At 70.8% G+C, this 23,063-nt stretch carries 22 protein-coding genes; 9 read left to right on the forward strand and 13 right to left on the reverse strand.

Annotation, left to right across the window (positions count from 1 at the left end):
* Nucleotides 1-57 precede the first annotated feature (57 nt).
* The 3 genes from RPQ07_RS33240 to RPQ07_RS33250 form a co-directional block, all read right to left on the reverse strand.
* A complete protein-coding gene (locus RPQ07_RS33240; protein ID WP_313947942.1) occupies nt 58-435 on the reverse strand; it encodes an ANTAR domain-containing protein in 378 nt (125 codons plus the stop codon).
* A 199-nt stretch (nt 436-634) separates the two neighbouring features.
* Nucleotides 635-1,462, reverse strand: coding sequence for a VOC family protein (locus tag RPQ07_RS33245; RefSeq protein WP_313947943.1), 828 nt, complete (start codon nt 1,460-1,462; stop codon nt 635-637).
* 182 nt (nt 1,463-1,644) lie between these two features.
* Nucleotides 1,645-2,766, reverse strand: a complete 1,122-nt coding sequence (locus tag RPQ07_RS33250; RefSeq protein WP_313947944.1) for a Vms1/Ankzf1 family peptidyl-tRNA hydrolase — start codon at nt 2,764-2,766, stop codon at nt 1,645-1,647.
* 97 nt (nt 2,767-2,863) lie between these two features.
* On the opposite strand from RPQ07_RS33250, the gene RPQ07_RS33255 reads away from it, so the two are divergent.
* Nucleotides 2,864-3,127, forward strand: coding sequence for a DUF6158 family protein (locus RPQ07_RS33255; RefSeq protein ID WP_313947945.1), 264 nt, complete (start codon nt 2,864-2,866; stop codon nt 3,125-3,127).
* A 165-nt stretch (nt 3,128-3,292) separates the two neighbouring features.
* Here RPQ07_RS33255 and RPQ07_RS33260 read toward each other — a convergent pair whose 3' ends face one another.
* A complete protein-coding gene (locus RPQ07_RS33260) occupies nt 3,293-3,838 on the reverse strand; it encodes a type 1 glutamine amidotransferase domain-containing protein (RefSeq protein WP_313947946.1) in 546 nt (181 codons plus the stop codon).
* 37 nt (nt 3,839-3,875) lie between these two features.
* Complete coding sequence (locus RPQ07_RS33265; RefSeq protein WP_313947947.1) at nt 3,876-4,295, reverse strand: CBS domain-containing protein; 420 nt, start codon at nt 4,293-4,295, stop codon at nt 3,876-3,878.
* 366 nt (nt 4,296-4,661) lie between these two features.
* Here RPQ07_RS33265 and RPQ07_RS33270 point away from each other — a divergent pair, with 366 nt between their 5' ends.
* The 6 genes from RPQ07_RS33270 to RPQ07_RS33295 all read left to right on the forward strand — a co-directional run bounded on the left by RPQ07_RS33270 (nt 4,662) and on the right by RPQ07_RS33295 (nt 10,696).
* The gene (locus RPQ07_RS33270; protein WP_313947948.1) at nt 4,662-4,883 is read left to right on the forward strand and encodes a DUF6458 family protein; all 222 of its coding nucleotides are present in this window, start codon (nt 4,662-4,664) and stop codon (nt 4,881-4,883) included.
* 89 nt (nt 4,884-4,972) lie between these two features.
* Nucleotides 4,973-6,298: an NAD(P)/FAD-dependent oxidoreductase gene (locus RPQ07_RS33275; RefSeq protein WP_313947949.1), complete on the forward strand. Its 1,326-nt coding sequence runs from the start codon at nt 4,973-4,975 to the stop codon at nt 6,296-6,298.
* A gap of 1 nt (nt 6,299) precedes the next feature.
* A complete protein-coding gene (locus RPQ07_RS33280) occupies nt 6,300-8,144 on the forward strand; it encodes a transketolase (protein WP_313947950.1) in 1,845 nt (614 codons plus the stop codon).
* A gap of 40 nt (nt 8,145-8,184) precedes the next feature.
* Nucleotides 8,185-9,087 (forward strand): non-homologous end-joining DNA ligase, encoded by a 903-nt coding sequence (ligD, locus tag RPQ07_RS33285; RefSeq protein ID WP_313947951.1) that lies wholly within the window; start codon nt 8,185-8,187, stop codon nt 9,085-9,087.
* Between the two features lie 254 nt (nt 9,088-9,341).
* Nucleotides 9,342-10,133 carry a SigB/SigF/SigG family RNA polymerase sigma factor gene (locus RPQ07_RS33290; RefSeq protein WP_313947952.1) on the forward strand — a complete coding sequence of 264 codons (792 nt, stop codon included), beginning with the start codon at nt 9,342-9,344 and terminating at the stop codon, nt 10,131-10,133.
* A 41-nt stretch (nt 10,134-10,174) separates the two neighbouring features.
* Nucleotides 10,175-10,696, forward strand: a complete 522-nt coding sequence (locus RPQ07_RS33295; protein ID WP_313947953.1) for a DUF6328 family protein — start codon at nt 10,175-10,177, stop codon at nt 10,694-10,696.
* Between the two features lie 89 nt (nt 10,697-10,785).
* On the opposite strand, the gene RPQ07_RS33300 is transcribed toward RPQ07_RS33295, so the two are convergent.
* Nucleotides 10,786-11,745, reverse strand: a complete 960-nt coding sequence (locus tag RPQ07_RS33300; RefSeq protein WP_413777801.1) for a cation diffusion facilitator family transporter — start codon at nt 11,743-11,745, stop codon at nt 10,786-10,788.
* A gap of 207 nt (nt 11,746-11,952) precedes the next feature.
* Here RPQ07_RS33300 and RPQ07_RS33305 point away from each other — a divergent pair, with 207 nt between their 5' ends.
* Nucleotides 11,953-12,576, forward strand: coding sequence for an LAETG motif-containing sortase-dependent surface protein (locus RPQ07_RS33305; protein ID WP_313947955.1), 624 nt, complete (start codon nt 11,953-11,955; stop codon nt 12,574-12,576).
* A 93-nt stretch (nt 12,577-12,669) separates the two neighbouring features.
* Here the strand turns inward: RPQ07_RS33305 and RPQ07_RS33310 are convergent, their stop codons facing one another.
* From RPQ07_RS33310 to RPQ07_RS37850, 6 genes are all read right to left on the reverse strand, one after another.
* A complete protein-coding gene (locus RPQ07_RS33310) occupies nt 12,670-13,566 on the reverse strand; it encodes a TauD/TfdA family dioxygenase (RefSeq protein ID WP_313947956.1) in 897 nt (298 codons plus the stop codon).
* Nucleotides 13,567-13,635: 69 nt separating this feature from the next.
* Nucleotides 13,636-14,970, reverse strand: a complete 1,335-nt coding sequence (locus RPQ07_RS33315) for an LLM class flavin-dependent oxidoreductase (RefSeq protein WP_313947958.1) — start codon at nt 14,968-14,970, stop codon at nt 13,636-13,638.
* Nucleotides 14,971-14,982: 12 nt separating this feature from the next.
* Nucleotides 14,983-15,897, reverse strand: coding sequence for an ABC transporter permease (locus RPQ07_RS33320; RefSeq protein ID WP_313947959.1), 915 nt, complete (start codon nt 15,895-15,897; stop codon nt 14,983-14,985).
* Nucleotides 15,894-16,703, reverse strand: coding sequence for an ABC transporter ATP-binding protein (locus tag RPQ07_RS33325; RefSeq protein WP_313947960.1), 810 nt, complete (start codon nt 16,701-16,703; stop codon nt 15,894-15,896). The genes RPQ07_RS33320 and RPQ07_RS33325 overlap by 4 nt, the downstream gene beginning before the upstream one ends.
* Before the next feature lie 3 nt (nt 16,704-16,706).
* The gene (locus RPQ07_RS33330) at nt 16,707-17,720 is read right to left on the reverse strand and encodes an ABC transporter substrate-binding protein (RefSeq protein ID WP_313947961.1); all 1,014 of its coding nucleotides are present in this window, start codon (nt 17,718-17,720) and stop codon (nt 16,707-16,709) included.
* 211 nt (nt 17,721-17,931) lie between these two features.
* The gene (locus tag RPQ07_RS37850; protein WP_383233353.1) at nt 17,932-18,075 is read right to left on the reverse strand and encodes a putative leader peptide; all 144 of its coding nucleotides are present in this window, start codon (nt 18,073-18,075) and stop codon (nt 17,932-17,934) included.
* A gap of 316 nt (nt 18,076-18,391) precedes the next feature.
* On the opposite strand from RPQ07_RS37850, the gene RPQ07_RS33335 reads away from it, so the two are divergent.
* Complete coding sequence (locus tag RPQ07_RS33335; protein ID WP_413777802.1) at nt 18,392-21,751, forward strand: phosphodiester glycosidase family protein; 3,360 nt, start codon at nt 18,392-18,394, stop codon at nt 21,749-21,751.
* A 214-nt stretch (nt 21,752-21,965) separates the two neighbouring features.
* Here RPQ07_RS33335 and RPQ07_RS33340 read toward each other — a convergent pair whose 3' ends face one another.
* Complete coding sequence (locus RPQ07_RS33340) at nt 21,966-23,012, reverse strand: enoyl-CoA hydratase/isomerase family protein (RefSeq protein WP_313947962.1); 1,047 nt, start codon at nt 23,010-23,012, stop codon at nt 21,966-21,968.
* Between the last annotated feature and the right edge of the window lie 51 nt (nt 23,013-23,063).

The raw sequence follows: 23,063 nt of genomic DNA on the forward strand, positions 1-23,063 counted from the left end.
GGAGGGGCCCGGAGCGGCACTGCCTGCGGCGGGCCCGGCAGAGGCGGGCCGTGAGCCCTATCCGGTGCCGTCGCGCAGGGTCGCGATCGCAGCGCGCAGTGCGGTGCGTACGGCCGGGGGCGGCGGCGGGCCGTTGACGCTGTCCACGATGTGCCGTGCCACCTCGCGCAGCTTGACGTTGCTGTGCTGGGAGACGTCCACCAGCAGCTGCCAGGCCTGCTCCGGTGTGCAGGCCGCGGTGGCCATGACGATTCCTCGCGCCATGTCGATGACCGGGTGCGAGGCGAGCGCCTGCCGCAGTCCGTCGACCTCTTTGCGCAGCTCCTCGGACTCGGCCTCCGCACTCACGACGCGGTACTGCTCCTCGTCAGAGGCAGCCCATGACGCGTCGGCGGCGTTCCCGGTGCCCGCCTGCTCGTCACTCATCCCCGACATGCCCGCATTCCCTTCCGGCCAGGCCGAGCCGTCCCGCACGGTGGACGGCATCCTCGTTCCGCTCATTCCCCCGGCCGGAGCCGACACGCACGCGGACGGGTCCGTCCACCCCGACGGGTTTCGGTCCGCCGGACCGCGGTACCCCCTCAGCACGTTCCCTTCGCGCGAGGAAGCGCAGGCGCCGGGCAGGTTGGACCCATCAGCTCCCGGCGCCGCTTCCCGTCTCGGTGCGGCTGGTGAGGGTGAACAGGGCGCCGTCGGGGTCGCGGACCGCGGCCTCCCGGCCCTCGCGTGTCAGCCGCTCCGCCATCACGGTGCCGCCCTGGTCGCGTACGGCACCGGTCGTGGCGTCGAGGTCGGCGACGGGGAAGTGCACGTCCCAGCGAGGACGGACGAGCGGGTCGGGTGCCGCCTCCACCGCGCCGGAGTTCAGCCGCGCCAGCACATGCCCGTTGTTGAGGAGGACCACTTCGTCGTTCTCGTAGCTGACGTCGCAGCCGCCCGGGCTGTCGCCGGCCCAGTCGAGGACCTCGCCGTAGAAGATCGCGGCGTCGAAGGCGTCGCGGGTGCGCAGCAGGAGCCAGGCGGGCGCGTCCTTGTGGCCGGACTGCCAGTCGGGCAGAAGCGCGCCCTCCCAGATGCCGAAGACGGCACCGTCGCGGTCCGCGGCGAGGGCTCCGCGACCGAGGGAGAAGGCGAGCGGACCGACGGCGACCGTGCCGCTGCGCTCGCGGATGCGTGAGGCCGCCACGTCCGCGTCGGCGACGGCGAAGTACGGCGTCCAGGCGACGGCGACCTGAAGGCGGGGCGCCAGTGCGCCGATGCCGGCGACCGGCGTCCCGTCGGCGAAGGCGACGCTGAACTCGTCACCGAGGGCCGCCCGGCGGAACTTCCAGCCGAGGACGGCACCGTAGAAATCCTGGGAGGCGCGGAGGTCGCGGGCCATGAGGCTGACCCAGCAGGGTGCGCCGAACATGTCCGCGCTCGACGCCGTGCCGGCGGCGTGGGCAAATCTCTTCTTGTCCATCACAACACTCGTGTCCTGAGGTTACGCGGCGTCCTCGACGTGCCCCGGGACGTGCGGCCGCGGGCCTGGGGGGCGGGTGCAACCGGGATCCGGCTCCTCCTCATAGTCCCCTCAGGTCCGCGTCCCCGCGAGTCGCGCACCGGCTGCCGGGCCGGGAGCCCGGCAGCCGGGCGGCGGAGCGCTCAGGCGCGTTCCTCGTCCTGGTAGGGCCAGCGCAGCAGGGCACCGAGCCCGCCGACGGGCACGCTAGGGCCGCCCACCGCCGGTACCCGCAGGACCTCCGCGTTCGTCGCGACGGCCGAACGGATCAACGCGTCGTCCGCCCGTGCCGACGACGGATGGACCTCGCCCAGGTACTGCGATTCCGTGCGGCGTACGGCCAGCTGGTCGGGGTCGTCGCCGACCCACACCTCGCGATTGCCGTCCGGGCCCTCGGGCCGTACGAACAGGGCCGCGATCCGGTGCTCACGCGCGGCCTCGACCAGCGCGGGCACCCCCTCCGCGGTGGCGTCCCGGGCCGACAGATAGCGATCGAGCTCGTCGTCGGCCCGCTGGTGCAGCCGGTCCGCGCGGGCCCGCTCCACGTCCGCGTCGAGCAGCCGGTTGCCGCCGTCCGAACGGCTGCCGTGCTCCGTCTCGACGACATGTGCGTGCAGCCGTGCGGGGAGCTTGCGGTGCACGGCGCGGCGCTGCCGGTCGTCACCGGCGAGGACGACCAGATCGGCGTCGTGCCGGTCGCAGGCACCGGCCACCGCGGCCGCGGTCGTGGCGGCGTTCTCGTCCCAGGTGTTCTCGACGCTCTGCTGGAAGTGCTGCTCCGACCAGTCGGCGCTCGGGCTGCGGTGCAGCGGCCAGTCCCTGCCCTCGGCCTGTCCGGCGCTGCGGTGACCGTGGGTGCTGCGGACCTCCAGATCCGCACCCTGGCGGTCGATGTACGCCACGAGGCAGACCGGCTCCTGCTCGGCGAGGTCCAGCAGGGGTGCCACGCGGGGCACGGCCGACCAGGTGACGTCGCCGTTCCCGGGCGGACGGGCCGTGAGCGCGGGGTCCAGAACGACCTCCCCGCCCGCGGCGAAGACGGCACGACCGGCCTTGCCGGGCAGGGTCTCCGGCGCGATGAGCGCCTCGTACACGGCCTGGCTGGTCGCCTCGTCCGCGCCCTGTCCGCTCAGCTCGCGGCAGGCCGCACGGGCCTGGAGTTCACGCCGGCCGGGGTGCGCCTCGTCGGCCCGGTCCGTGCCCAGATAGACACTGGCCCAGGGGCCGGGACGCTCGTAGAGGGGCGCGAGAAATCCGAGTTGCATGGGCTACCTCCAAGAGGGCCGGATAGTGCGTCGGGGGCGGGTACCCGTCTGCACAGGAGCAACACGGAAACCGCTGTACGGAAGGAGCACGGCTGTCATGACGCAGGCCGAGAAGGAGCCCAGGGGCATCGACGCCGGCAGCCTCGGTGAGCACGAGCTCATCCGGGAGCTGGAGACCATCCACCGCAGCCGGCACGACACGCTGCTGCACGGCTCGCCCGCCGCGCTCTCCGCACACACCACCCGGATGGCGCAGCTGGAGGAGGAGTATCTGCGCCGCCACCCCGAGCGTTCGGTGTCACCGGGCCGGACCCGGGCGGGTGCGCGCGACCGGTCGGAGGCCGGACCGGACGCGGGGTGAGCGGTGGGCGGTCATCTGGGCTCGGGCCATGGACAGGCCGGCCGCGCTTCCCGCATGACGGGAGCACGGCCGGCCGGTGGTGACCTGCCCGGTGGCGGGCCGGTGGTGTCCTGTCCGGCGGCCGTCCAGGGGTGTCCTGCACGGCTGCCGCCCGCCGGCGGTTCGTCAGCCGGCCGAGCCCTTGGCGAACGCCTCGTTGAACGCGGCGTTGAACGCCTTCAGATCGTCCGGCTTGCGGCTCGTGATCAGGGTGTTCGGACCCGACGTGCAGACCTGCACCTGCTCGTCCACCCAGGTGGCGCCGGCGTTGCGCAGGTCCGTCCGCAGGCTCGGCCAGGACGTCACCGTCCGGCCGCCCACCACATCCGCCTCGATCAGGGTCCAGGGGGCGTGGCAGATGGCGGCCACGGGCTTGCCCGCGTCGAAGAACGCCCGGACGAAGGCGACCGCCTGCTCGTCCATGCGCAGGGCATCCGGATTCGCGACCCCGCCCGGCAGGACCAGACCCCCGAATTCGTCCACGGAGGCCTCACCCACGACCTGGTCCACGGGGAACGTGTCCGCCTTGTCGAGATGGTCGAAGGCCTGGACCCTGCCGGATCGGGTGGAGACGAGCTTCGGGGTGTCGCCCGCGGCCTCGACGGCCTTCCAGGGCTCCGTGAGTTCGACCTGCTCGATGCCTTCGGGCGCCACGAGAAATGCGATCTTCATGGGTGTCGCTCCTTCGATGGGGCGGCCGGGGAGCCGGTCAGGCCTTGCCCCCGGCCATGCTGATGTCCGCGAGTGCTGACTCCGGGTCCTGCGCCACGGCGAGATCGCCGATGCTCACCATCCCCAGGGGACGGCCGTCCTCGACCACGGGGAGCCGCCGCATCGCATGCGTCCGCATGAGGCGTACGGCGGTCGAGACCTCCGCGTCGGGATCGATGCACACCGGATCCGCGGTGCACACGGACTCCGCGCCGACGGTCACCGGGTCGATCCCGTCCGCGACGGCGCGCACGGCGATGTCGCGATCGGTGACGACGCCGACGATCCGGTCGCCGTCGGCCACCAGGACGTCGCCCACGTTCAGGGTGCGCATCAGACGCGCCGCTTCGACGAGGGAGGCGTCCGGGCGGACAGCGGCCACGCCGGCCGTCATGACGTCCCGCACGAGCTGTGCCATGGCTCCTCGCCTTCTCCGCGGGTCCTGCCGTGGGCCGGCAGGGGTCCGGACAACGTCCGTCGCGCCCCGCAGTACCCGCCGTCGGCCGCGGTATGCCGCGACGCGGGCGCGGGATCGATGATCGACGCGAGCGTGGATCGTGGGTTTGAGGGCGATCAGCGCGGAGACCCGCTGGACGGGCCGAGCGGCCATGGGAAAGGGATGAGGGGGTGCTTCGGGTGCGGACGGCGGTCCGCACCCGAAGCCGTCCCGCAACCGTTCCCCGACCTGCCGGCCGACACAGCTCGGCAAGCCTCCCGCAAGCATGACGGGCCCCTCCGGGGGTACTCGCGGGAGACCAACCGTCCGTACAGGAAGGTGAGTCAGATGGGCCTAGGTGGGTGCATCATCCTCATCGCCGTCGGTGCGATCCTCACATTCGCCACCGACTGGGAGATGAAAGGCGCCAACCTCGATGTGATCGGCCTGATTCTGATGGCCGTCGGCATCATCGGGGTCGTCACGTTCAGCAGCATCGCCAAGCGCCGGCGCGTCGTCGTACCGCCGACCGCGCCCGTGGTGTCCGAGGAGCGCCGCACGTACGAGTGACGGAACACGCGGCCGCCGGGTTTGGCGGGGGGTCTCACGGGCACTCGGGAGGCCGTTCACCAGTCCATACTCCAGCGCCGGAGTCGATCGTGAATCGTTCCCGTGTCGTCGTCGTAGGAGCCGGATTCGCCGGTTTCCAAGCCGCGCGCTCTCTCTCCCGGACCCTTCGGGGCGAGGCCGAGATCGTGCTGCTGAACCCCACCGACTACTTCCTGTATCTGCCGCTGCTGCCACAGGTGGCCGCGGGGATACTGGAACCCCGGCGGGTGACGGTCTCGCTGCCCGACACGCTGCCGGGGGTGCGGCTGGTCCTGGGCGAGGCGGACCGCGTCGATCTGGCGGCGCGTACGGTCCACTACACGGATCCCGAGGACGGCCGCGGCGAGCTGCGCTACGACCGCCTCGTCCTGGCCGTGGGAAGCGTGAACAAGCTGCTGCCCGTGCCCGGCGTCGCCGAGCACGCGCACGGTTTCCGGGGTCTCCCCGAAGCGCTGTACCTGCGCGACCACATCACGCGCCAGATCGAGCTGGCCGGCCCCGGTCCCTTCACCGAGGAGGACGTCGCACGGCGCACCTTCGTGGTCGTCGGCGCCGGATACACGGGCACAGAAGTCGCCGCGCAGGGACAGCTGTTCACCGACGCCCTCTCCCGCAAACAGACCGGGCACGGGGTCGGCGGCCGACCGCGCTGGATGCTCCTCGACCTCGCCGACCGCGTCCTGCCCGAGCTCGACCGCAGGCTCTCCCGTACGGCGGACCGGGTGCTGCGCGAGCGGGGCGTCGAGGTGCGTACCAACACCTCGGTCAGTGAGGCGACACACGACGGCGTGCGGCTGGACAACGGGGAGTTCGTTCCCACCAGGACGCTCATCTGGTGCGTGGGCGTGCGTCCCGATCCGCTGGTGTCCGACGTCGGACTGCCGGTGGAGCGCGGACGTCTGCTCGTGGAGCGCGATCTGGGGGTTCCGGGCCGTCCCGAGGTCTTCGCCTGCGGTGACGCCGCGGCGGTGCCCGACGCGACCCGGCCCGGCGAGTACACACCGATGACGGCTCAGCACGCCTCGCGCCAGGGCAAGCTGGCGGGCCACAACGTCGCCGCCTCCCTCGGTCATGGTGAAAAACGCCCGTACGAACACCACGATCTGGGATTCCTCGTCGACCTCGGCGGCGTGAAGGCGGCCGCCAACCCACTGGGCATACCACTGTCCGGGCCGCTCGCAGGAGCGGTCACCCGCGGCTACCACCTCGCCGCCATGCCGGGCAATCGCGTACGCGTCGCGGCCGACTGGCTGCTCGATGCCGCACTGCCGCGCCAGTCCGTCCAGTTGGGCCTCGTGCGCTCCTGGTCGGTCCCGCTGGACAGCGCTTCACCGGAGCTGGCAAGGGTCTCGGGCGGTTCCTCCAAGGAGCATTGAGATGCGAAACGACCAACTCGCAGAACTCGGGCAGCAGTTGCGGGTGGACGCCGTCCGCGCCGCCGACGCCGCGCAATCGGGTCACCCGACCTCCTCCATGTCGGCCGCCGATCTGGGTGCCGTACTGCTCGCCAACCATCTGCGCTACGACTTCGCGCAGCCCGACCATCCCGGCAACGACCGGCTGATCCTCTCCAAGGGACACGCCTCACCCCTGCTGTACGCCATGTACCGCGCCGCGGGTGTCATCGACGACGAGGAGCTGCTCACCTTCCGCCGGCTCGGCAGTCGCATGGAAGGACATCCGACACCCCGTCTGCCCTGGGTCGACGTGGCCACCGGGTCGCTCGGCCAGGGGTTGCCCGTCGGCGTCGGCATGGCCCTCGCGGGCAAGCGGCTCGACCAGATCCCCTACCGCGTCTGGGTTCTGTCGGGCGACAGCGAGATGGCCGAGGGTTCGGTGTGGGAGGCCGTGGAACACGCCGCCTACGAGCATCTCGACAACGTGACGCTGATCATCGACGTCAACCGGCTGGGGCAGCGCGGGCCCACCCGCCACGAGTGGGACCTCGACGCCTACGCCCGCCGCCTGCACGCCTTCGGCTGGCACACCATCGAGATCGACGGCCACGACGTGAGCGCCATCGACTCGGCCTTCGCCGAGGCGGAGTCGACCATCCAGAAGCCGACCGCGATCATCGCCCGTACCCACAAGGGACGCGGAGTCCACGACGTCGAAGACCGCGAGGGCAAGCACGGCAAGCCCCTGCCCGACGCCGAGAAGGCCATCGAGGAGCTGGGCGGACCGCGCTTCATCACGGTGGACGTGGCGGCGCCGCCCGCGGCACGCGTCCTGTACGGATCACGCGGCGGACGGGCGGAGATGCCGGCGTACGACGTGGGCACCTCGGTCGCCACCCGTGACGCCTTCGGAGACGCGCTCGCCGCACTCGGCTCGGTGCGCCCGGAAGTCGTCGCGCTGGACGGCGAGGTGGCCGACTCGACCCGCACCGCCGCGTTCGCCAAGGCGCACCCCGACCGCTTCTTCGAGTGCTACATCGCCGAACAGCAGCTGGTCGCGGCGGCGGTGGGGATGCGCACCCGTGGCTACATCCCGTTCGCGTCCACCTTCGCCGCCTTCCTGACCCGTGCCTACGACTTCGTCCGGATGGCGGCGGTGTCCCACGCGCCGATCAATCTGGTCGGCTCGCACGCCGGTGTGGCGATCGGAGAGGACGGCCCCTCCCAGATGGGCCTCGAAGACCTGGCCATGTTCCGCGCGGTGTACGGCAGTACGGTGCTGTACCCGTGCGACGCCAACCAGACCGCCCGGCTGGTCGAGGCCATGGCCGACCTGCCCGGCATCGGCTATCTGCGCACCAGCAGGGGCGAGACTCCGGTCCTGTACGGGCCCGACGAGGACTTCCCCGTCGGCGGCTCCCGGGTGCTGCGCTCCGGCGATCAGGACCGGGTCACCGTCGTCGCCGCCGGTGTCACGGTCCATGAGGCACTGCGGGCCGCCGACCTGCTGGAGGCCCAGGGCATCGGCATCCGCGTCATCGACCTCTACTCGGTCAAGCCGGTCGACGCCGCGACGCTCCAGGAGGCGGCCGGCGCCACCGGCTGTCTCATGACGGTGGAGGACCACCGACCCCAGGGCGGTATCGGCGACGCCGTGGCAGCGGCCCTGTCGGACGGCCGCCCGCTGCCCCGCCTGATCCGGCTCGGTGTGCAGAACATGCCCGGATCCGCCACCTCCGCGGAGCAGCTGCATCTCTCGGGCATCGACGCCGAGTCGATCGCGGCCGCGGTGCAACTGCTGGTGGAGGAGGCCGTGGTGCGCTGACCCCGCGCACCGCCGCCGTACGGGAGACGAGGGAGGCACGATGAGTACGAAGAGCGTGCGGGCCGGACGGCACACCGTGGAGATCCACCGGCCCGACAAGAAGCTCTTCCCCGACGACGGCCTCACCAAGGAGGACATCGTCGGCTACTACCGCAGCATCGCGCCCTTCATGGTCCCCCACCTGAAGGACAGGCCCCTGATGCTGGAACGGCATCCCGACGGCATCGGCGGCCTGCGCTTCATGCAGAAGCAGACACCCGACACCTACCCGGAGTGGATCCACCGCGTGGAGGTGGACAAGGCCGACGGGACGGTGGTCCACCCGGTCTGCGACAGCACGGCGACCCTGCTCTTCCTCGCCGACCAGGCCACGCTCACGTTCCACCGCTGGCAGTCGAAGGTGAAGCGGCTGGAGCGGCCCGACCGGATGGTCTTCGATCTGGACCCCGCCGAGGACGACTTCGAGGCCGTACGCCGGGCGGCCCGGCAACTCGGTGAGCTGCTCGAGGAGCTCCGGCTGCCGTCGGCGCTGATGACGACGGGGTCCAGGGGACTGCATGTGATCGTGCCGCTGGCCGGTGACGCGGACTTCGACGAGACGCGTGCCTTCGCCCATGACGTGGCGGAGAAACTCGCCGAGCGCGACCCGGACCGGCTGACCACCGCCGTACGGAAGAAGGCCCGGGAAGGCCGGCTCTATCTGGACATAGGGCGCAACGCCTATGCCCAGACGGCCGTTGCGCCCTACTCGGTACGAGCCAAGCCGGGCGCGCCCGTCGCCACACCGATCACCTGGGAGCAGGTGAACGACCCCGAACTGACCGCGCAGCGCTGGACGGTGACGAACGCTCTGGAACAGGCCCGGACGAAACCGTGGGAGGGGATTCTGTCGCGCGGCCGCTCGCTGGCCCCCGCTCGCAGGCGGCTCGACTCCCTCGGCTGAATTCGGTGCGGAATTTCCCGGGGAGGCGACGATGCCGGGAGGCGACGATGTCCACCCGCCGACGTTCCTGTTTGAAGGATTAAGGAAATCGGTCCGGGAAAGCCGCGTTTGATGCGATGCGACAGGGGCAGGCGCAGTTTGTGCTTCGGACCGGAGGCACGTCCGTGGAGCGGAAGCACGCCCCGGCGTGAGCGATTCCACCGGCCCATGGACGCCAAGATTCCCGTTCGCACCGTGAGGGAGTGGCGCGCATCATGCGCACACACGCGAGCACGAAGCACCTGCACAACGATGCCCCCGACACCCAGGCCGCATTCGACCGGCTGTCCAGACTTCCCATGGGCCATGAGCGCGACATATTGCGCCAGGACCTGGTGAATGCCTGGCTTCCCATGGCGGAACGCCTCGCCGGCCGGTTCAAGAACCGCGGCGAGACACTGGAGGACCTGCGTCAGGTGGCGGCGCTCGGCCTGGTCAAGGCCGTCGACCGGTACGACCCCGAACGCGGCTGCGCCTTCGTCAGCTACGCCGTGCCGACGATCACCGGAGAGGTGAAGCGGCACTTCCGGGACCACATGTGGTCGTTGCACGTACCGCGGCGGGTCCAGGACCAGCGCAACCGCGTCCGGACCGCCCAGCACGAGCTCGCCCAGACCGTCTCGGGACGCGCGCCGACCGAGGAGGAGATCGCGGCCAGGGCAGGGCTCTCGCTGGAGGAGACCAGAGCCGGACTGGAGGCCATCGGGTCCTTCAGCACCCTCTCCCTCGACGCGGAGATCCCGGGCACCGAGCGCGGCCACACGATGGCCGACGCCATGGGCACCTCCGACCCGGCGCTCGACGTGGTCATCGACCGCGAGGCCGTCAAACCGAAACTGCGCCGTCTGCCCGAGAGGGAGCGGCGCATTCTCTACATGCGCTTCTTCCGGGACATGACGCAGAGCAGCATCGCCGAAGACCTCGGAATCTCCCAGATGCACGTGTCGAGGCTGATCAGCCATTCCTGCGACCGGCTGCGCAGAGAAATCATGCAGGACGCCGCATAGAGCGGGGGGTGCGGAGTCCGTGACGGGACGGGAGGCTCCCGATGGCGCGGACAGAGGCCGACCGGGATCGCGGCCGGGAGGAGACGGAGGAGGAAAGGGCCGACCGGAAGTGGTCCGATCTCCTCCAGGAACTGCGCGTCGCCCAGACCGGTGTCCAGATCTTGTTCGGATTCCTGCTGACCGTGGTCTTCCAGCCCCGGTTCACCGGTCTCTCCGGGACCGATCAGGACATCTATGTGGCGACCGTCATGCTGGGGGCGGCCACCACCGGGGCCCTCATAGGGCCCGTGTCCTTCCATCGTCTGCTGACCGGCAAGCGACTGAAGCCGCAGACGGTGGTGTGGGCCTCCCGTCTCACCGTCCTCGGGCTCGTCCTCCTGCTCTGCACCATGGCTTCCGCACTGCTGCTCATCCTGCGGGTGGCACTGCACAACTCCCTGGCCATCTGGCTCGTGGTCGCGATGGTTGGCTGGTTCGTCATCTGCTGGTTCCTGCTGCCGGCCTGGGCCCGTATCCGGCACGCCGATGACGTGCAGTCCCAGCCGAACAAGCCGGAGGACTGATCCGACGACGCTGCAACGGCGCTGATCCGACCGACGCTGCGGGGGCATGGATCCGACCACCTCCCGGGCCGGCGCCGCGGTCGGTCCTTTCAGGCCGCGGGCGCCTCGGTGATGTCCAGGAAGACATGGTCGGCCTGCGGCCAGGTGGCGGCGATCCTCTTCTTGATCCGCACACAGACGAGTTCGACCTCCTCGCTGTCGAACCCCGGTGTCAGATCGACGCGCGCGGCGACGAGCGTCGAGTCCATCCCGAGCCGCATGGTGAGCAGCTCAGCGACATTGTCGATCTCGGGCTGGCGGTGCAGGAATTCGCTGAGGCTCTCCCGCAGTTCGGGAGTCACCGCCTCGCCGATCAGCCGGTCGCGGGCCTCCCGGCCGAGCCGGTAGGCGACGTACACGAGCAGCAGACCGATCGCGAGCGAGGCCGACGCTTCCCAGACGACCTGGCCGGTGATCATGTGGAGTCCCATTCCGGCCATCGCGAGCAGCACACCGAGCACGGCCGTGCCGTCCTCGGCTATGACCGTGCGCAGGGCGGGATCGGCCGCGCCCTCCTTCTGCCTGCGCAACTGGTAGAGCGCGCGCACCAGTGAACCGCCCTCGGCGATCAGGGCGACGGCGAGTACCGCCAGCCCCGCGAGATAGCCGGCGTGCGACTCCTGCTTGTCCTCGCCGAGCGCGTGGATGCCCTGGTAGAAGGAGAAGCAGCCGCCCATGACGAAGATGCCGACGGCGGCCAGCAGCGACCAGAAGTAGCGCTCCTTGCCGTAGCCGAAGGGATGGCGGGCGTCGGGCGAGCGGCGGCTGCGGCGCAGCGCGACCAGCAGGAAGACTTCGTTGACGCTGTCCGCGACGGAGTGCGCCGCCTCGGAGAGCAGTGCGGGCGACGCCGTGACGAGCCCGCCGGCCGCTTTGGCGGCGGCGATCAGCAGGTTGGCCGCGAGCGCGACCAGCACAGTGATCCGGGTCCTGGCGTCGGTCTGTCGGCGATCCACTGTTCTCACCGTAGGTAGGGGGCCGGTTGAGCACCGGCCGTGCCCGGGCGGCATGGACGAGTGCCGTGACCAGGTACCCCGGGACAATCTGCGCGAACTCCCGCGTGAACGATCGCTTCACGCCAACTGCTGCGACAAGCCCGGGTAATGAGGAGGTTTAGAAACCGGAAGAGGGGGGTGGGGCGGGTGCCCACAGGTGAGGTGGTGGCGGTACTGTGCGCGCACCGCCAGAAGGGTGGCGCGGTAACAGTGGAGGAATCAGTGACAACCAGCAACACATCGCGGCGGCGTTCCGGGGCCCTCATAGCGGTCGCGGCCGCCGGCGTCCTCGGCGTCGGCCTGGCCGCCGGCCCGGCGTTCGCCCACACGCCGAAGTGGTCGGCGAGCTGCACCGAGGTCAGCGTCGACCTGACCGCCTACGGCGCCAAGTCCGAGAACACCGTGACGATCACCGCGGACGGCAAGGACCTGCTGCCCACCGAGACGTTCCAGAACGAGTTCCACAAGAAGATCGAGCTTCCGAAGCACGACAAGGAGCTCACCCTCCGACTGGTCGTGAAGGCGAGCGACGGCGAGCAGTTCTCGGTCGACGACACCAAGACGGCGCCGGTGTGCGAGGACGACGACAACCCGCCGCCGTCGGCGACGCCGTCGGACACCCCGAGCTCCTCCGCGCCGACCCCGTCCGAGGCGCCGAGCACCACGCCGCCCACCACCGACGCCCCGGTCCCCTCCAGCGCGCCGACCCCCAACGCGGGCAGCGACGACCTGGCCGAGACCGGCTCCTCCAGCTCCACCCCGCTGATCGCCGGCGCTGCCGCCGTGGTCATCGTCGCGGGCGGCGGCATCATGTGGGCCGCGCGCAAGCGCCGCAACACCGCCTGAGACCGCACGCCGGCCCGTGACGGGCCGGTGAGAGCGACGTGACAAGCGGGCCGGACGTCACAGGACGTCCGGCCCGCCGTGTGTTGCGGTATGTCAGGCCGCGGACGGGGTGTAGTGCGCGGCCTCGTCGCCCTCGACGATCCGGCTCGCCGTGCCGTCGATGCCGACCGGAACGTCACCCGCGACCGTCACGCGGTGCAGCAGGCGCGGCAGGTCGCCGTAGTCGTCCGGGGCGTAGTGCTGGGTGATGCGGTTGTCGAACAGGACCAGGTCGCCCGGCGCCCACGTCCAGCGCACCACGTTCTCCGGGCGGGTCACATACGCCTGGAGGATCCGCAGGATGTCGCGGGACTCGGACGGCGACAGACCCACCAGGGACTGGGCGAACCCTCCGATGAACAGGCCCCGTTCGCCCGACTCGGGGTGGACGCGCACCACCGGGTGCTCGGTGCGGTATTTGGTGGACACGAACTGCCGCCGGTGCTCCGCGGCCTTCTCGGACTTCGGCTCCGCGTAGTCGTAGGCGTTGGTGTGCACCGCCCACAACCGGTCGGCCAGCTCACGCAGCGCGTCGGGCAGATCCCGGTAGGCGGCCGCCGAGTTGGCGATCAGGGTGTTGCCGCCGTACGGAGGGACGACCAGGCTGCGCAGCGTGGACGCCTTCGGCGGGGTTCGGACGAAGGTGACATCGGTGTGCCACTGGTTGGCGCGGATGCCCTCGTCGCCGTCCACCGGGAGGATGTTGGGCCGGCCGTCGACGGACGGGACCGTCGGATGGGCGGTGGTCAGTTCGCCGAAGAGGGAGGCGAAGCGTATCTGGGCGGCGTCGTCGAGATCCTGGTCACGGAAGAAGAGCGCTTTGTGTTCCAGGAGTGCCGCGTTGATCTCGGCGGTGATCGCGGGGTCGAGCTCCCCGGAGATGTCGACGCCGAGGATCTCCGCGCCGATGCGGCCGCCGATGCGGCGGATGTCGAAACCGGTGCTGCTCATGCGGATTGCTGCCTTTCGTAGGGATTTCGAGGGGGCTTGGCCGAGGACGTGCGGTGGCCCGGAGAGGGGTCAGGAGGCCAGGACGGTGCGGCCCGCGGGGCGCTCCAGGCCGTAGTGGTCGCGCAGGGTGCGCCCGGTGTACTCGGTGCGGAACAGACCGCGGTCCTGAAGCAGCGGGACCACCTGGTCCACGAAGTCGTCGAGCCCGCCCGGGAGATACGGCGGCATGATGTTGAAGCCGTCCGCGGCACCCTCGGCGAACCACGTCTCCAGCTGGTCCGCGATCTGTTCCGGCGTCCCGGCGAAGACGCGGTGGCCGCGACCGCCGCCGAGGCGGGCGATGAGCTGCCGGATGGTGAGCTCCTCGCGCCGGGCGAGCTCCGCCACCAGCGTGAAGCGGGACTTGTTGCCGTTGATGTCCTGCTCTTCCGGGAGGTCGGGAAGCGGGCCGTCCAGCGGCAGCCCGGTGAGATCGGTGCCGAGCATCCCGGACAGCTGCTGAAGCCCGTACGCGGGAACCTGAAGCTCGGTCAGTTCGTCCTCGAGCGCCAGTGCTTCGGCCTCCGTGCCGCCGATGACCGGGCAGATGCCGGGCAGGATCTTGAGCTGTTCCGGTCCGCGGCCGTACTTCGCGAGCCGTGACTTCAGGTCCTTGTAGAAGGTCTGCCCGTCGGCCAGCGTCTGCTGGGCGGTGAAGACGGCCTCCGCGTACCGGGCCGCGAACTCCTTGCCGTTCTCGGACGATCCGGCCTGCACCAGCAGCGGATGACCCTGGGGGGAGCGCTGCACATTGAGCGGTCCGTCGACACGGAAGTGGGTACCGCGGTGGCCGATGGCGCTGACCGCACCCTCCTCGGAGTAGACCCCGCGCTCGCGGTCGATGACGGGGGCGTCGTCCCGCCAGCTGTCCCAGAGCTGCTTCGTCACCTCCAGGAACTCGGAGGCACGCTCGTAGCGCACTGCGTGCTCCAGATGCTCCTCGCGGCCGAAGTTCCTGGCCTCGGCGACATTGCCCGAGGTGACGATGTTCCAGCCGGCGCGGCCGCCGCTCAGATGGTCCAGCGAGGCGAACTTCCGCGCCACGTGGAAGGGTTCGTTGAAGGTGGTGGAGACGGTGGCGATCAGCCCGATGTGCTCCGTGGCGACGGCCAGCGCGGAGAGCAGGGTGAGCGGTTCGAAGCCGCCGACCGCGTTGTAGCGGGCGTTGCCCCACAGCGCGACGCCGTCCGCGAGGAAGAGCGAGTCCAGCTTCCCGCGCTCGGCGGTGCGGGCCAGCTCCTGGAAGTAGGACAGATCGGTGATGCGCTCCGGCTGGGTGCGCGGATGGCGCCAGGCGGCGTCGTGGTGGCCGGCGTTCATGAGGAACGCATTGAGATGGAACTGACGGGGAGTCTCGGCTGACATCTGCTGTTTCCTCTAGTTTCCGGTCGGGGTGCGCCAGGAGGTGAAGCGGCGCTCCAGGGCCACGAGCAGCTGGTTGAAGGCCACGCCGATGGCGGAGATGGTGATGATCCCGGCGTACATCTCGGGGATCGCGAAGTTGAACTGCGAGGAGTTGACGAGGTAGCCGAGGCCGGCCTTGGCGCCCACCATCTCGGCGGCGACCAGGACGAGGATGGCGATCGCGCCGGCCAGCCGGATGCCCGTGAAGACGGTGGGCACCGAGGCGGGCAGGATGACCTTCTGGAAGATCTTCGGGGCGGGCAGGTCCATCGAACGGGCGAGCCGCAGAAGGGTCGGATCGACGCTGCGCACGGCGCTGATGGTGTTCAGCAGGATGGGCCAGGTGCACGCGTAGAGCACGATGGAGATCTTCGAGGTCTCCCCGATGCCGAGCAGGAGGACGAAGACCGGCAGCAGGGCCAGCGCGGCGGTGTTGCGGAACACCTCCAGCAGCGGCCCGAGGAGGTCGGCGAGCGGCCGGTACCAGCCGATGAGAAGTCCGAGCGGTACGGCGAGCGCCACCGCGAGCCCGAATCCGGACAGCGAGCGCACCAGGCTGGCCTGCGCGTGCTGGGCGAGCTGACCGTCCGTCAGCAGCCCCCACCAGGCGACGGCGACCTCGGAGAAGGGCGGCAGGAACGTCCGGTCGACGAGCCCGAGGCGGGGGGCGATCTCCCACAGAGCCAGGAGCGCGGCGACGGCGACCGTCCTGGTGACCACGGTCAGCAGGGCGCGCCCGGTGAGACCGGCCACGCGGGGGAGTGTGCCCTTGCGGACGGGGGCCACCGGGGTCGCATCCCCGCTCCGTGCCGGGCCGGCCGCCTCGGGGGCCTTCGTCGCAGCCTGCTCGGCGGTCGCCGTGGCGGCTTTCTCGGTGGTGATGCTCATGGTGTGACGGCCTCCCTCTCCTGCTGCTGCGCGCGGCTGACCTCGTCGCGCAGCAGGCTCCAGATCTGATGGCGGTGGTGCGCGAACGCGGGGCTGGAACGCGGATCGGCGGCGGCATCGCGGTCGCCCAGGTCGATCGGCACGACCTCCTTGATCCGGCCGGGCCGGGAGGTGAGCACCGCGACACGCTGCCCGAGGTGCACCGCCTCGTCGATGCCGTGCGTGATGAACACGATCGTCTTGCCGGTGCGCTGCCAGATCCGCAGCAGCTCGTCCTGGAGCGACTCGCGGGTCTGGGCGTCGAGCGCCGCGAACGGTTCGTCCATCAGCAGCACATCGGGGTCGTAGGCAAGGCTGCGGGCGATCGCCACGCGCTGGCGCATACCGCCGGACAGCTCGTGCGGATGCCGGTTCTCGAAGCCGTCGAGACCGACGAGCGCGAGGTACTCCCGGGCCCGCGCGGCCCGCTCGCGGCGCGGCACCCGGGTCGCCTCGAGCCCGAACTCCACGTTGCCCTGGGCGGTCCGCCAGGGGAGCAGGGCGTACTGCTGGAAGACGATGCCCCGGTCGAGACCCGGTCCGGAGACCGGCCGGCCGTCCAGCAGAATGCGGCCCTCGGTGGGCTCGGCCAGTCCGCCGAGGAGATCGAGGAGCGTGGACTTCCCGCAGCCGCTCGGACCCACCACGACCAGGAACTCGCCGGGGGCGATGTCGAGGTCGATACCGTCCAGCGCTGTCACCGGCGTCTGCTTCCCGCGCACGGGAAAGGTCTTGCCGACACCCTGGAAACTGATTTTCGCCGTCATCGGTCAGCTCCCCGTCTTCTTGCCCGCGTTGAACTCATTGGTGTAGAGGTCCGGCACCTTCACCCGGCCGGACTCGAGGTCGCCGCGCTCGGTGAGCCAGTCCGCCCAGTCCGACAGCTCCTTCTCCGCGATCCGGCCGCCGGGCGCGGACACTCCGTAGGAGCGCCAGTACTTGAGCGCGGCGTCGGTCTCGTTCCTCTTCCGCTTGGCGACGATCTCGGTCATCCTCGCGACGACCTCCTCGCGGGGTGTCGTACGGGACCAGTCCAGGGCCCTGCCCACCCCGGTGACGAAGGTCTTCGCCGTCTCGGGGTTCTGCTTGATGAAGCGCTCGGTGAAGACATAGGTGCCGGCGCTGAAGGCACCGCGGAGGTCGAAGTCGCTGAACAGCTTGCGCACCCCGCCCGCCTCCAGGGCCTTGTCGCGCAGGATGCCGCCGAGGACGCCCACGTCGATCTGCCGCTGACGCAGCGACTGTTCGGTGTTGACGGGCGGAATCACGATCCGCTCGACCTGCTTGGCCTCGGCGCGGCTCAGCCCGTTCTTCTTGAGGTAGATGTCGAGCATCGCCTCGTGATGGGCGCCGAGGGTGTTCATTCCGACCTTTTTGCCGATGAGGTCGCGCGGGGAACGAATCGCGCTGTTCTCGGTGACGTAGAAGCCGCTGAAGGCGTATTTGTCGGAGCCGTAATAGCTGATGACCGCCTTGATGGGAGCCTTGCGGGAGGCCAGTTTGACCACGGCCCCGTTGAACGCGCCGCCGAAGTCGGTCTGGCCCGACGCGGCGGTCTGGATGTCCTGGGGGCCACTGATGGTGTCGCCCACCCAGTCCAGTTTCAGATCGCCCAGATAGCCGAGTGATGCGGCGAGTTCGGGCGGGGTGACGGCACCGGCCGAGCCCTGATAGCGGAGTGTCTTGGTATTACGGATGCCGCTGCCACTCGCGGTGCCGCACCCGGCGGCCGCGAGTGCGGAGATGCCGGAGAGCACGAGGAAGCTTCGCCTGGAGAAAGTCATGTCATTCCGTTTCGGGTACGCGAAGGTGCCTGAAAAGCGCGCGAGAAGGACGCAATGCATTCAGGAAAGAGTCGGCGCAAGACGGCAGGGAAAAAGCCGGGAAAGGTCCTGCCGGTGCCATCACCGCGTGACGGGGTGCGAAAGGTTTCAGGCCGTCAGAAGTCCACTGGAGGTGGGACGTGCACGGGAGGAGAGGTCAGCTGGGCGTGTTTCAGCGGCCGGCGGCACAGAGTGCGCTGGCGTGCCGTCGAAGGTCGACGTGCAGGCGCGATACGAGAATGTCAGCTTGACTCACATCGGCGAGAATGGCAGCGATTTCAGGCCGCGTCAATGCGCTGTGGGAGTCGTCTCGCATGGTGAATTGTTACGGCATTCTTTCGCGAATGTGGCCCGGCCGGGGCGGTCAGGATCGCAAGGCGTCCACGATCATGACAGCGCCTGTTCTCCCGACGGTCCCTCAAGCCCTCTGGTGCAACGGCCCGAGCGCCGCGATGCTGTCCGCCGACAGCGCTTACTGCGCGCTCAACCAGCCGTGATCCAGGAGTAGTTGTGATCCCAGGCAGAGCAAGACGGGCCGTCGTGCTGATCGCGACGGCATCCGCCCTGGCGGCGGGGGTCTCCCGGCCGCCGCCGACTCGACCCCCGACCCCCGCCCGCGCGACGCAACGGAAGTGTTGCGTCCCGTTGCGCCGCCGCCCGCGAGCGGAGCTCCCGGCAGCGCGAGAACCGTCGCCGACGGCGACGGCATCGAGACGGCGCGCAGCTCCCGGCCGATCGCTCCGGGCGTCCGGCTCACCTCGTACGACCGGCTCGAGTCCGACAGATGGCTGCGGGTCGACGCGCTCTCCGTCGACCTCGACGGCGGCCGCGTGCGGGCCGACTACCTGTCCTCGGGCAAGGTCTCCGAACGCTCCACGGTGTCCCGGCTCGCGGCCGCGCACGACGCGGGCCCCGGCCGGCGTACGGTCGCCGCGATCAACGCGGACTTCTTCGACATCAACCAGACCGGCGCCCCGCAGGGCCCCGGCATCAAGGACGGCAAGGTCACCCACTCGCCGGCCGAAGGGGCCAACCGCGCCGTCGGCATCGGGCCGGAAGGCGCGGGACGCGTCCTCCAGCTCTACTTCGAGGGCACGCTGACCCTGCCCGGCGGGCAGCACCCGCTCGCGGCGTACAACGCCGCGAACGTCCCGCCCGGCGGCATCGGGGCCTACAACGCGGCATGGGGCAGCGCCGACCGTGCGCTGACCGTGGATGCGGCAACCCCCGTCGCCGAGGTGCTCGTCCAGGACGGCAAGGTCGTTTCCGTCACCGACCGGCCGGGCAGCGGGCCCGTCGCCGACGGCACCACCGTGCTCGTCGGGCGGGAGGCCGGCGCGACCGCGCTCGCCGCGCTGCGGCCCGGCGACCCGGTGTCGACCACGTACCGGCCGCGCACCGACAGCGGCCCCGTCCCGCGCACCGCGGTCGGCGGCCGCGAACTCCTCGTCGTCGACGGCACACCGCAGAACCACGAGGGAGAGGGCAACAACATCGCGGCCCCCCGCACGGCCGTCGGCTTCTCCCGGGACGGCAGCGCCATGCAGGTCATCACCGTCGACGGACGGCAGGCCGACAGTGGCGGAGTCACCCTCACCGAACTCGGTCTGATGATGAAGCGGGCCGGCGCCCACAGCGCGCTCAACCTCGACGGCGGCGGCTCGTCCACGCTGCTCGCCCGCGAACCCGGCAGCGACGCGCTCCAGGTGGAGAACAGTCCCTCCGACGGCAGCGAGCGCACCGTCCCCAACGGACTCGCGTTCACCGCGCCCGACGGCAGCGGCAGGCTCCGCGGCTACTGGGTGGAGACCCGCACACCTCCCGGCTCGGCGCCCACCGCCGACCCGGTCAGGGGCGGTCACCCGGAGCGGGTGTTCCCGGGACTGACCCGCCGCCTCACCGCCGCCGGATACGACGAGAGCTACGGGCCGGCGGCCGGCGCACCCCGATGGCGCTCGTTGCGGCCCTCCGTCGGCCGGGTCGACGAACGAGGAATCTTCCACGCCCGCGACAGCGGGACGGCCGTGATACGCGCCGAACGGGCCGGAGCCCAGGGCAGTACGGAACTCACCGTGCTCGACGATCTCGCCCGCATCGAGCCGACCACCCGGCGTATCGGGCTCGCCGACGGCGACGCCACCGGAAGCTTCGGCATCGTCGGTCACGACGCACAGGGCAACAGTGCCCCGGTCGAACCCGCCGATCTGGAACTCACCTACGACCGCACGAGGTTCGACGTCGAGGACGACGGAGCCGGTGGCTTCACGGTGACCTCCCGCACGGGCGGCGGCGCCGGGCAGATCACCGTCAGGGCCGCGGGCGTCACCACGTCCCTGGCCGTCAGTGTGGGCCTGGCCGAACAGCCGGTCTCCTCCTTCGACGACGCCGGCTCCTGGACCTTCAGCCACGCCCGCGCGGCCGGCGCGGTCGCGGCCGTCCCCGACGGGCAGAGCGGCACCGGACTGGAGCTGACGTACGACTTCACCCGCTCGACCGCCACACGAGCCGCCTACGCCAACCCGCCGCGGCCGATTCCCGTACCGGGGCGCCCACAGTCCTTCACCCTGTGGATCGACGGAGACGGCAACGGCGCCTGGCCGACCCTGCATCTCAAGGACGCGGCGGGCTCGGACCAGTTGCTGCGAGGGCCGTACGTCGACTGGACCGGCTGGCGTCAGGTCACCTTCAGCGTGCCTGCGGGCGTCGCCATACCGCTGTCGGTGCACCGCTTCTACCTCGCGGAGACCGCCGCGGCCCGGCAGTACACCGGACGCGTCGTGATCGACGGACTGTCCGCGCAGGTCCCGCCCGACATCGCGCTGCCCGACCTGCCGCGCACCGCCGACCCGCTGATCGACTCCGCTGCCGAGACGGGGGACCGGGACTGGCGGTTCGCCGTCATGTCCGACGCACAGTTCGTCGCCCGCGACCCCGACAGCGCGATCGTCCGGCAGGCCCGGCGCACCCTGCGGGAGATCAAGGCGTCCGGGGCGGACTTCGTCGTCGTCAACGGCGACCTCGTGGACGAGGGATCACCCGCGGACCTGGCGTTCGCCCGGCAGGTGCTCACCGAGGAACTGGGCGGCGATCTGCCCTGGTACTACGTGCCCGGCAACCACGAGGTGATGGGCGGCAGAATCGACAACTTCATCGCCGAGTTCGGCCCCGCCCACCGCACCTTCGACCATCGCGGCACTCGCTTCCTGACGCTCGACACATCGAGCCTGACGCTGCGCGGCGGCGGCTTCGAGCAGATCAAGGCGGTACGTGCCCAGCTGGACGCGGCGGCGAAGGACCCGGCCGTGGGTTCGGTGATGGTCGTCGAGCATGTGCCGCCGCGCGATCCCACCGTGCAGAAGGGCAGTCAGCTCAGCGACCGCAAGGAGGCCGCGCTGATCGAGCGGTGGCTCGCGGACTTCCGCCGTACGACAGGAAAGGGCGCGGGGCTGATCGGCAGCCATGTGGGCGTCTTCCACGCCGAGCACGTGGACGGCGTCCCGTATCTGATCAACGGCAACTCGGGGAAGGCACCGGCGGGCCCGGCCGGCGAGGGCGGCTTCACCGGATGGTCGCTCGTCGGGGTCGACGAGGTGAGCCCGGGCGAGCAGCTGATCGCCCGGCACCGTCCGTGGGAGGGGCGGCCGGACTGGGTGTCCGTCCAGACGCGGGCCCATGTCGACGCCCTCACCCTGGAGGCGCCCGGATCGCTGCCTCCCGGGAACAGCGCGGACGTCCGGGCGACGGTCGTGCAGGGCACGCGCACGGTCCCGGTCGCCTTCCCCGTCAGCGCGGACTGGACGGGATCGCTGAATCTGTACATCGGCGACCCTGATGACGCCCGTCAGCGACACGCGGCGGCGTTCGACCCGGCGACGGGACGGCTCACGGCGCTGAGACCGGGCACGGTGACCCTCGCGGTGACCGTGGGCGGAAACACCCGGAGCGTGGAGCTGCGGATCGCCCGTCAGGCGGCGGGAGAACGGGCGTCGTAGCCGGACGACGGCATGCATGACCGCACGGCGGACGGGGACGGAAAGGACGGACCCCGCTCGCCGTGCGGGAAGCCCCCGCACCGGGCAGCCCTGGCCGTAGGCCGTGTCCGTAATCGTCAGTCGTTGTCGCCACTCCGGCCACGAGTACGGGGGTTCGACCGCGGGCACCGGCCCGGACGCAGACCGTGCTGTCGCCGGCCCGCCCGGGGCCCGGTCAGCCCTTTGCCAGCCCGAGTTCGTCATCCCCCAGCGGCTCGAAGAACCGCTCCACGTCCTCGTCCGTCACCTGCGACAGCAGCGCCGGCGACCACTGCGGCCTGCGGTCCTTGTCGACGACCTGGGCACGCACCCCCTCGGCCAGATCCGGCCGGGAGAAGGCGGCCGACGACACCCGGAACTCCTGGTCCAGGACCGGTTCGAGCGCGCCGAGCGCCCGGGCCCGCCGCAGCGCCGCCAGGGTCACCTTCACGGCGGTGGGCGACCGCGTCAGGATCGTCTCGGCTGCTTCCTTCGCCGCCGGCTCGCCGTAAGCGACCAGCCGGTCGAGGATCTCCTCCACCGAGTCGCTCGCGTAGCAGGCGTCGATCCACCCGCGGTGCGCGGCCAGTTCACCCTCGGGCGCGTGTCCGGTGTACGTGCGCAGCGCGTCCGCCACCTCCAGCCGGGCGAGCGATGCGGTGAGCTCCGGCAGACGCCCGGACGGCACGAAGTGATCGGCGAGCCCGCACAGCAAGGCGTCGCCCGCGCCCACCGGAAGCCCGGTGAGCGCGAGATGGGTGCCCAGCTCGCCCGGCGCACGGGACAGCAGATGCGTACCGCCGACGTCGGGTACGAAGCCGATGCCGGTCTCGGGCATGGCGACCCTGGAGCGCTCGGTGACGATCCGGACGTCGCCGTGCGCGGAGATGCCGACCCCGCCGCCCATGACGATTCCGTCCATCACGGCGACGTACGGCTTGGGGTAGCGCGCGATACGGGCGTTGAGCCGGTACTCGTCCCGCCAGAAGTCCGTGGCGGTCCGGTCCCCGGCGAGCGCCGCCGTGCGGATGGCCCGGATGTCGCCTCCCGCGCACAGCCCCCGCTCGCCCGCACCGGCGATCACGACGACGCGCACGGCGTCGTCGTGCTCCCATGCGGTGAGCGCCTCGTCGACGGCGTGAACCATGGGATGGGTGAGGGCGTTGATCGCCCGGGGGCGATTGAGCGTGATGTACGCGGCGTGGCCCTCGGTGTGCAGGAGTACGGAGTCGTCGCGGGCCATCGATAAGGTCCTTCCCGGGTGCGGATCTTCGGTCCCATCCTCGCGCACGCG

The organism is Streptomyces sp. AM8-1-1, assembly GCF_032229325.1.
In the GTDB taxonomy this organism is placed as follows: domain Bacteria; phylum Actinomycetota; class Actinomycetes; order Streptomycetales; family Streptomycetaceae; genus Streptomyces; species Streptomyces achmelvichensis.

Excerpts from the sequence above, each read along its gene's own strand:
- RPQ07_RS33250 (WP_313947944.1), bottom strand. The coding sequence starts at position 2,766 with ATGCAACTCGGATTTCTCGCGCCCCTCTACGAGCGTCCCGGCCCCTGG.
- RPQ07_RS33325 (WP_313947960.1), bottom strand. The coding sequence starts at position 16,703 with ATGACGGCGAAAATCAGTTTCCAGGGTGTCGGCAAGACCTTTCCCGTG.
- RPQ07_RS33290 (WP_313947952.1), top strand. The coding sequence starts at position 9,342 with ATGCGCACACACGCGAGCACGAAGCACCTGCACAACGATGCCCCCGAC.
- RPQ07_RS33240 (WP_313947942.1), bottom strand. The coding sequence starts at position 435 with ATGTCGGGGATGAGTGACGAGCAGGCGGGCACCGGGAACGCCGCCGAC.
- RPQ07_RS33245 (WP_313947943.1), bottom strand. The coding sequence starts at position 1,462 with ATGGACAAGAAGAGATTTGCCCACGCCGCCGGCACGGCGTCGAGCGCG.
- RPQ07_RS33340 (WP_313947962.1), bottom strand. The coding sequence starts at position 23,012 with ATGGCCCGCGACGACTCCGTACTCCTGCACACCGAGGGCCACGCCGCG.
- RPQ07_RS33330 (WP_313947961.1), bottom strand. The coding sequence starts at position 17,720 with ATGACTTTCTCCAGGCGAAGCTTCCTCGTGCTCTCCGGCATCTCCGCA.
- RPQ07_RS37850 (WP_383233353.1), bottom strand. The coding sequence starts at position 18,075 with ATGCGAGACGACTCCCACAGCGCATTGACGCGGCCTGAAATCGCTGCC.
- RPQ07_RS33310 (WP_313947956.1), bottom strand. The coding sequence starts at position 13,566 with ATGAGCAGCACCGGTTTCGACATCCGCCGCATCGGCGGCCGCATCGGC.
- RPQ07_RS33270 (WP_313947948.1), top strand. The coding sequence starts at position 4,662 with ATGGGCCTAGGTGGGTGCATCATCCTCATCGCCGTCGGTGCGATCCTC.
- RPQ07_RS33280 (WP_313947950.1), top strand. The coding sequence starts at position 6,300 with ATGCGAAACGACCAACTCGCAGAACTCGGGCAGCAGTTGCGGGTGGAC.
- RPQ07_RS33300 (WP_413777801.1), bottom strand. The coding sequence starts at position 11,745 with ATGCCGCCCGGGCACGGCCGGTGCTCAACCGGCCCCCTACCTACGGTG.
- RPQ07_RS33320 (WP_313947959.1), bottom strand. The coding sequence starts at position 15,897 with ATGAGCATCACCACCGAGAAAGCCGCCACGGCGACCGCCGAGCAGGCT.
- RPQ07_RS33260 (WP_313947946.1), bottom strand. The coding sequence starts at position 3,838 with ATGAAGATCGCATTTCTCGTGGCGCCCGAAGGCATCGAGCAGGTCGAA.
- RPQ07_RS33265 (WP_313947947.1), bottom strand. The coding sequence starts at position 4,295 with ATGGCACAGCTCGTGCGGGACGTCATGACGGCCGGCGTGGCCGCTGTC.
- RPQ07_RS33255 (WP_313947945.1), top strand. The coding sequence starts at position 2,864 with ATGACGCAGGCCGAGAAGGAGCCCAGGGGCATCGACGCCGGCAGCCTC.
- RPQ07_RS33315 (WP_313947958.1), bottom strand. The coding sequence starts at position 14,970 with ATGTCAGCCGAGACTCCCCGTCAGTTCCATCTCAATGCGTTCCTCATG.
- RPQ07_RS33295 (WP_313947953.1), top strand. The coding sequence starts at position 10,175 with ATGGCGCGGACAGAGGCCGACCGGGATCGCGGCCGGGAGGAGACGGAG.
- ligD (WP_313947951.1), top strand. The coding sequence starts at position 8,185 with ATGAGTACGAAGAGCGTGCGGGCCGGACGGCACACCGTGGAGATCCAC.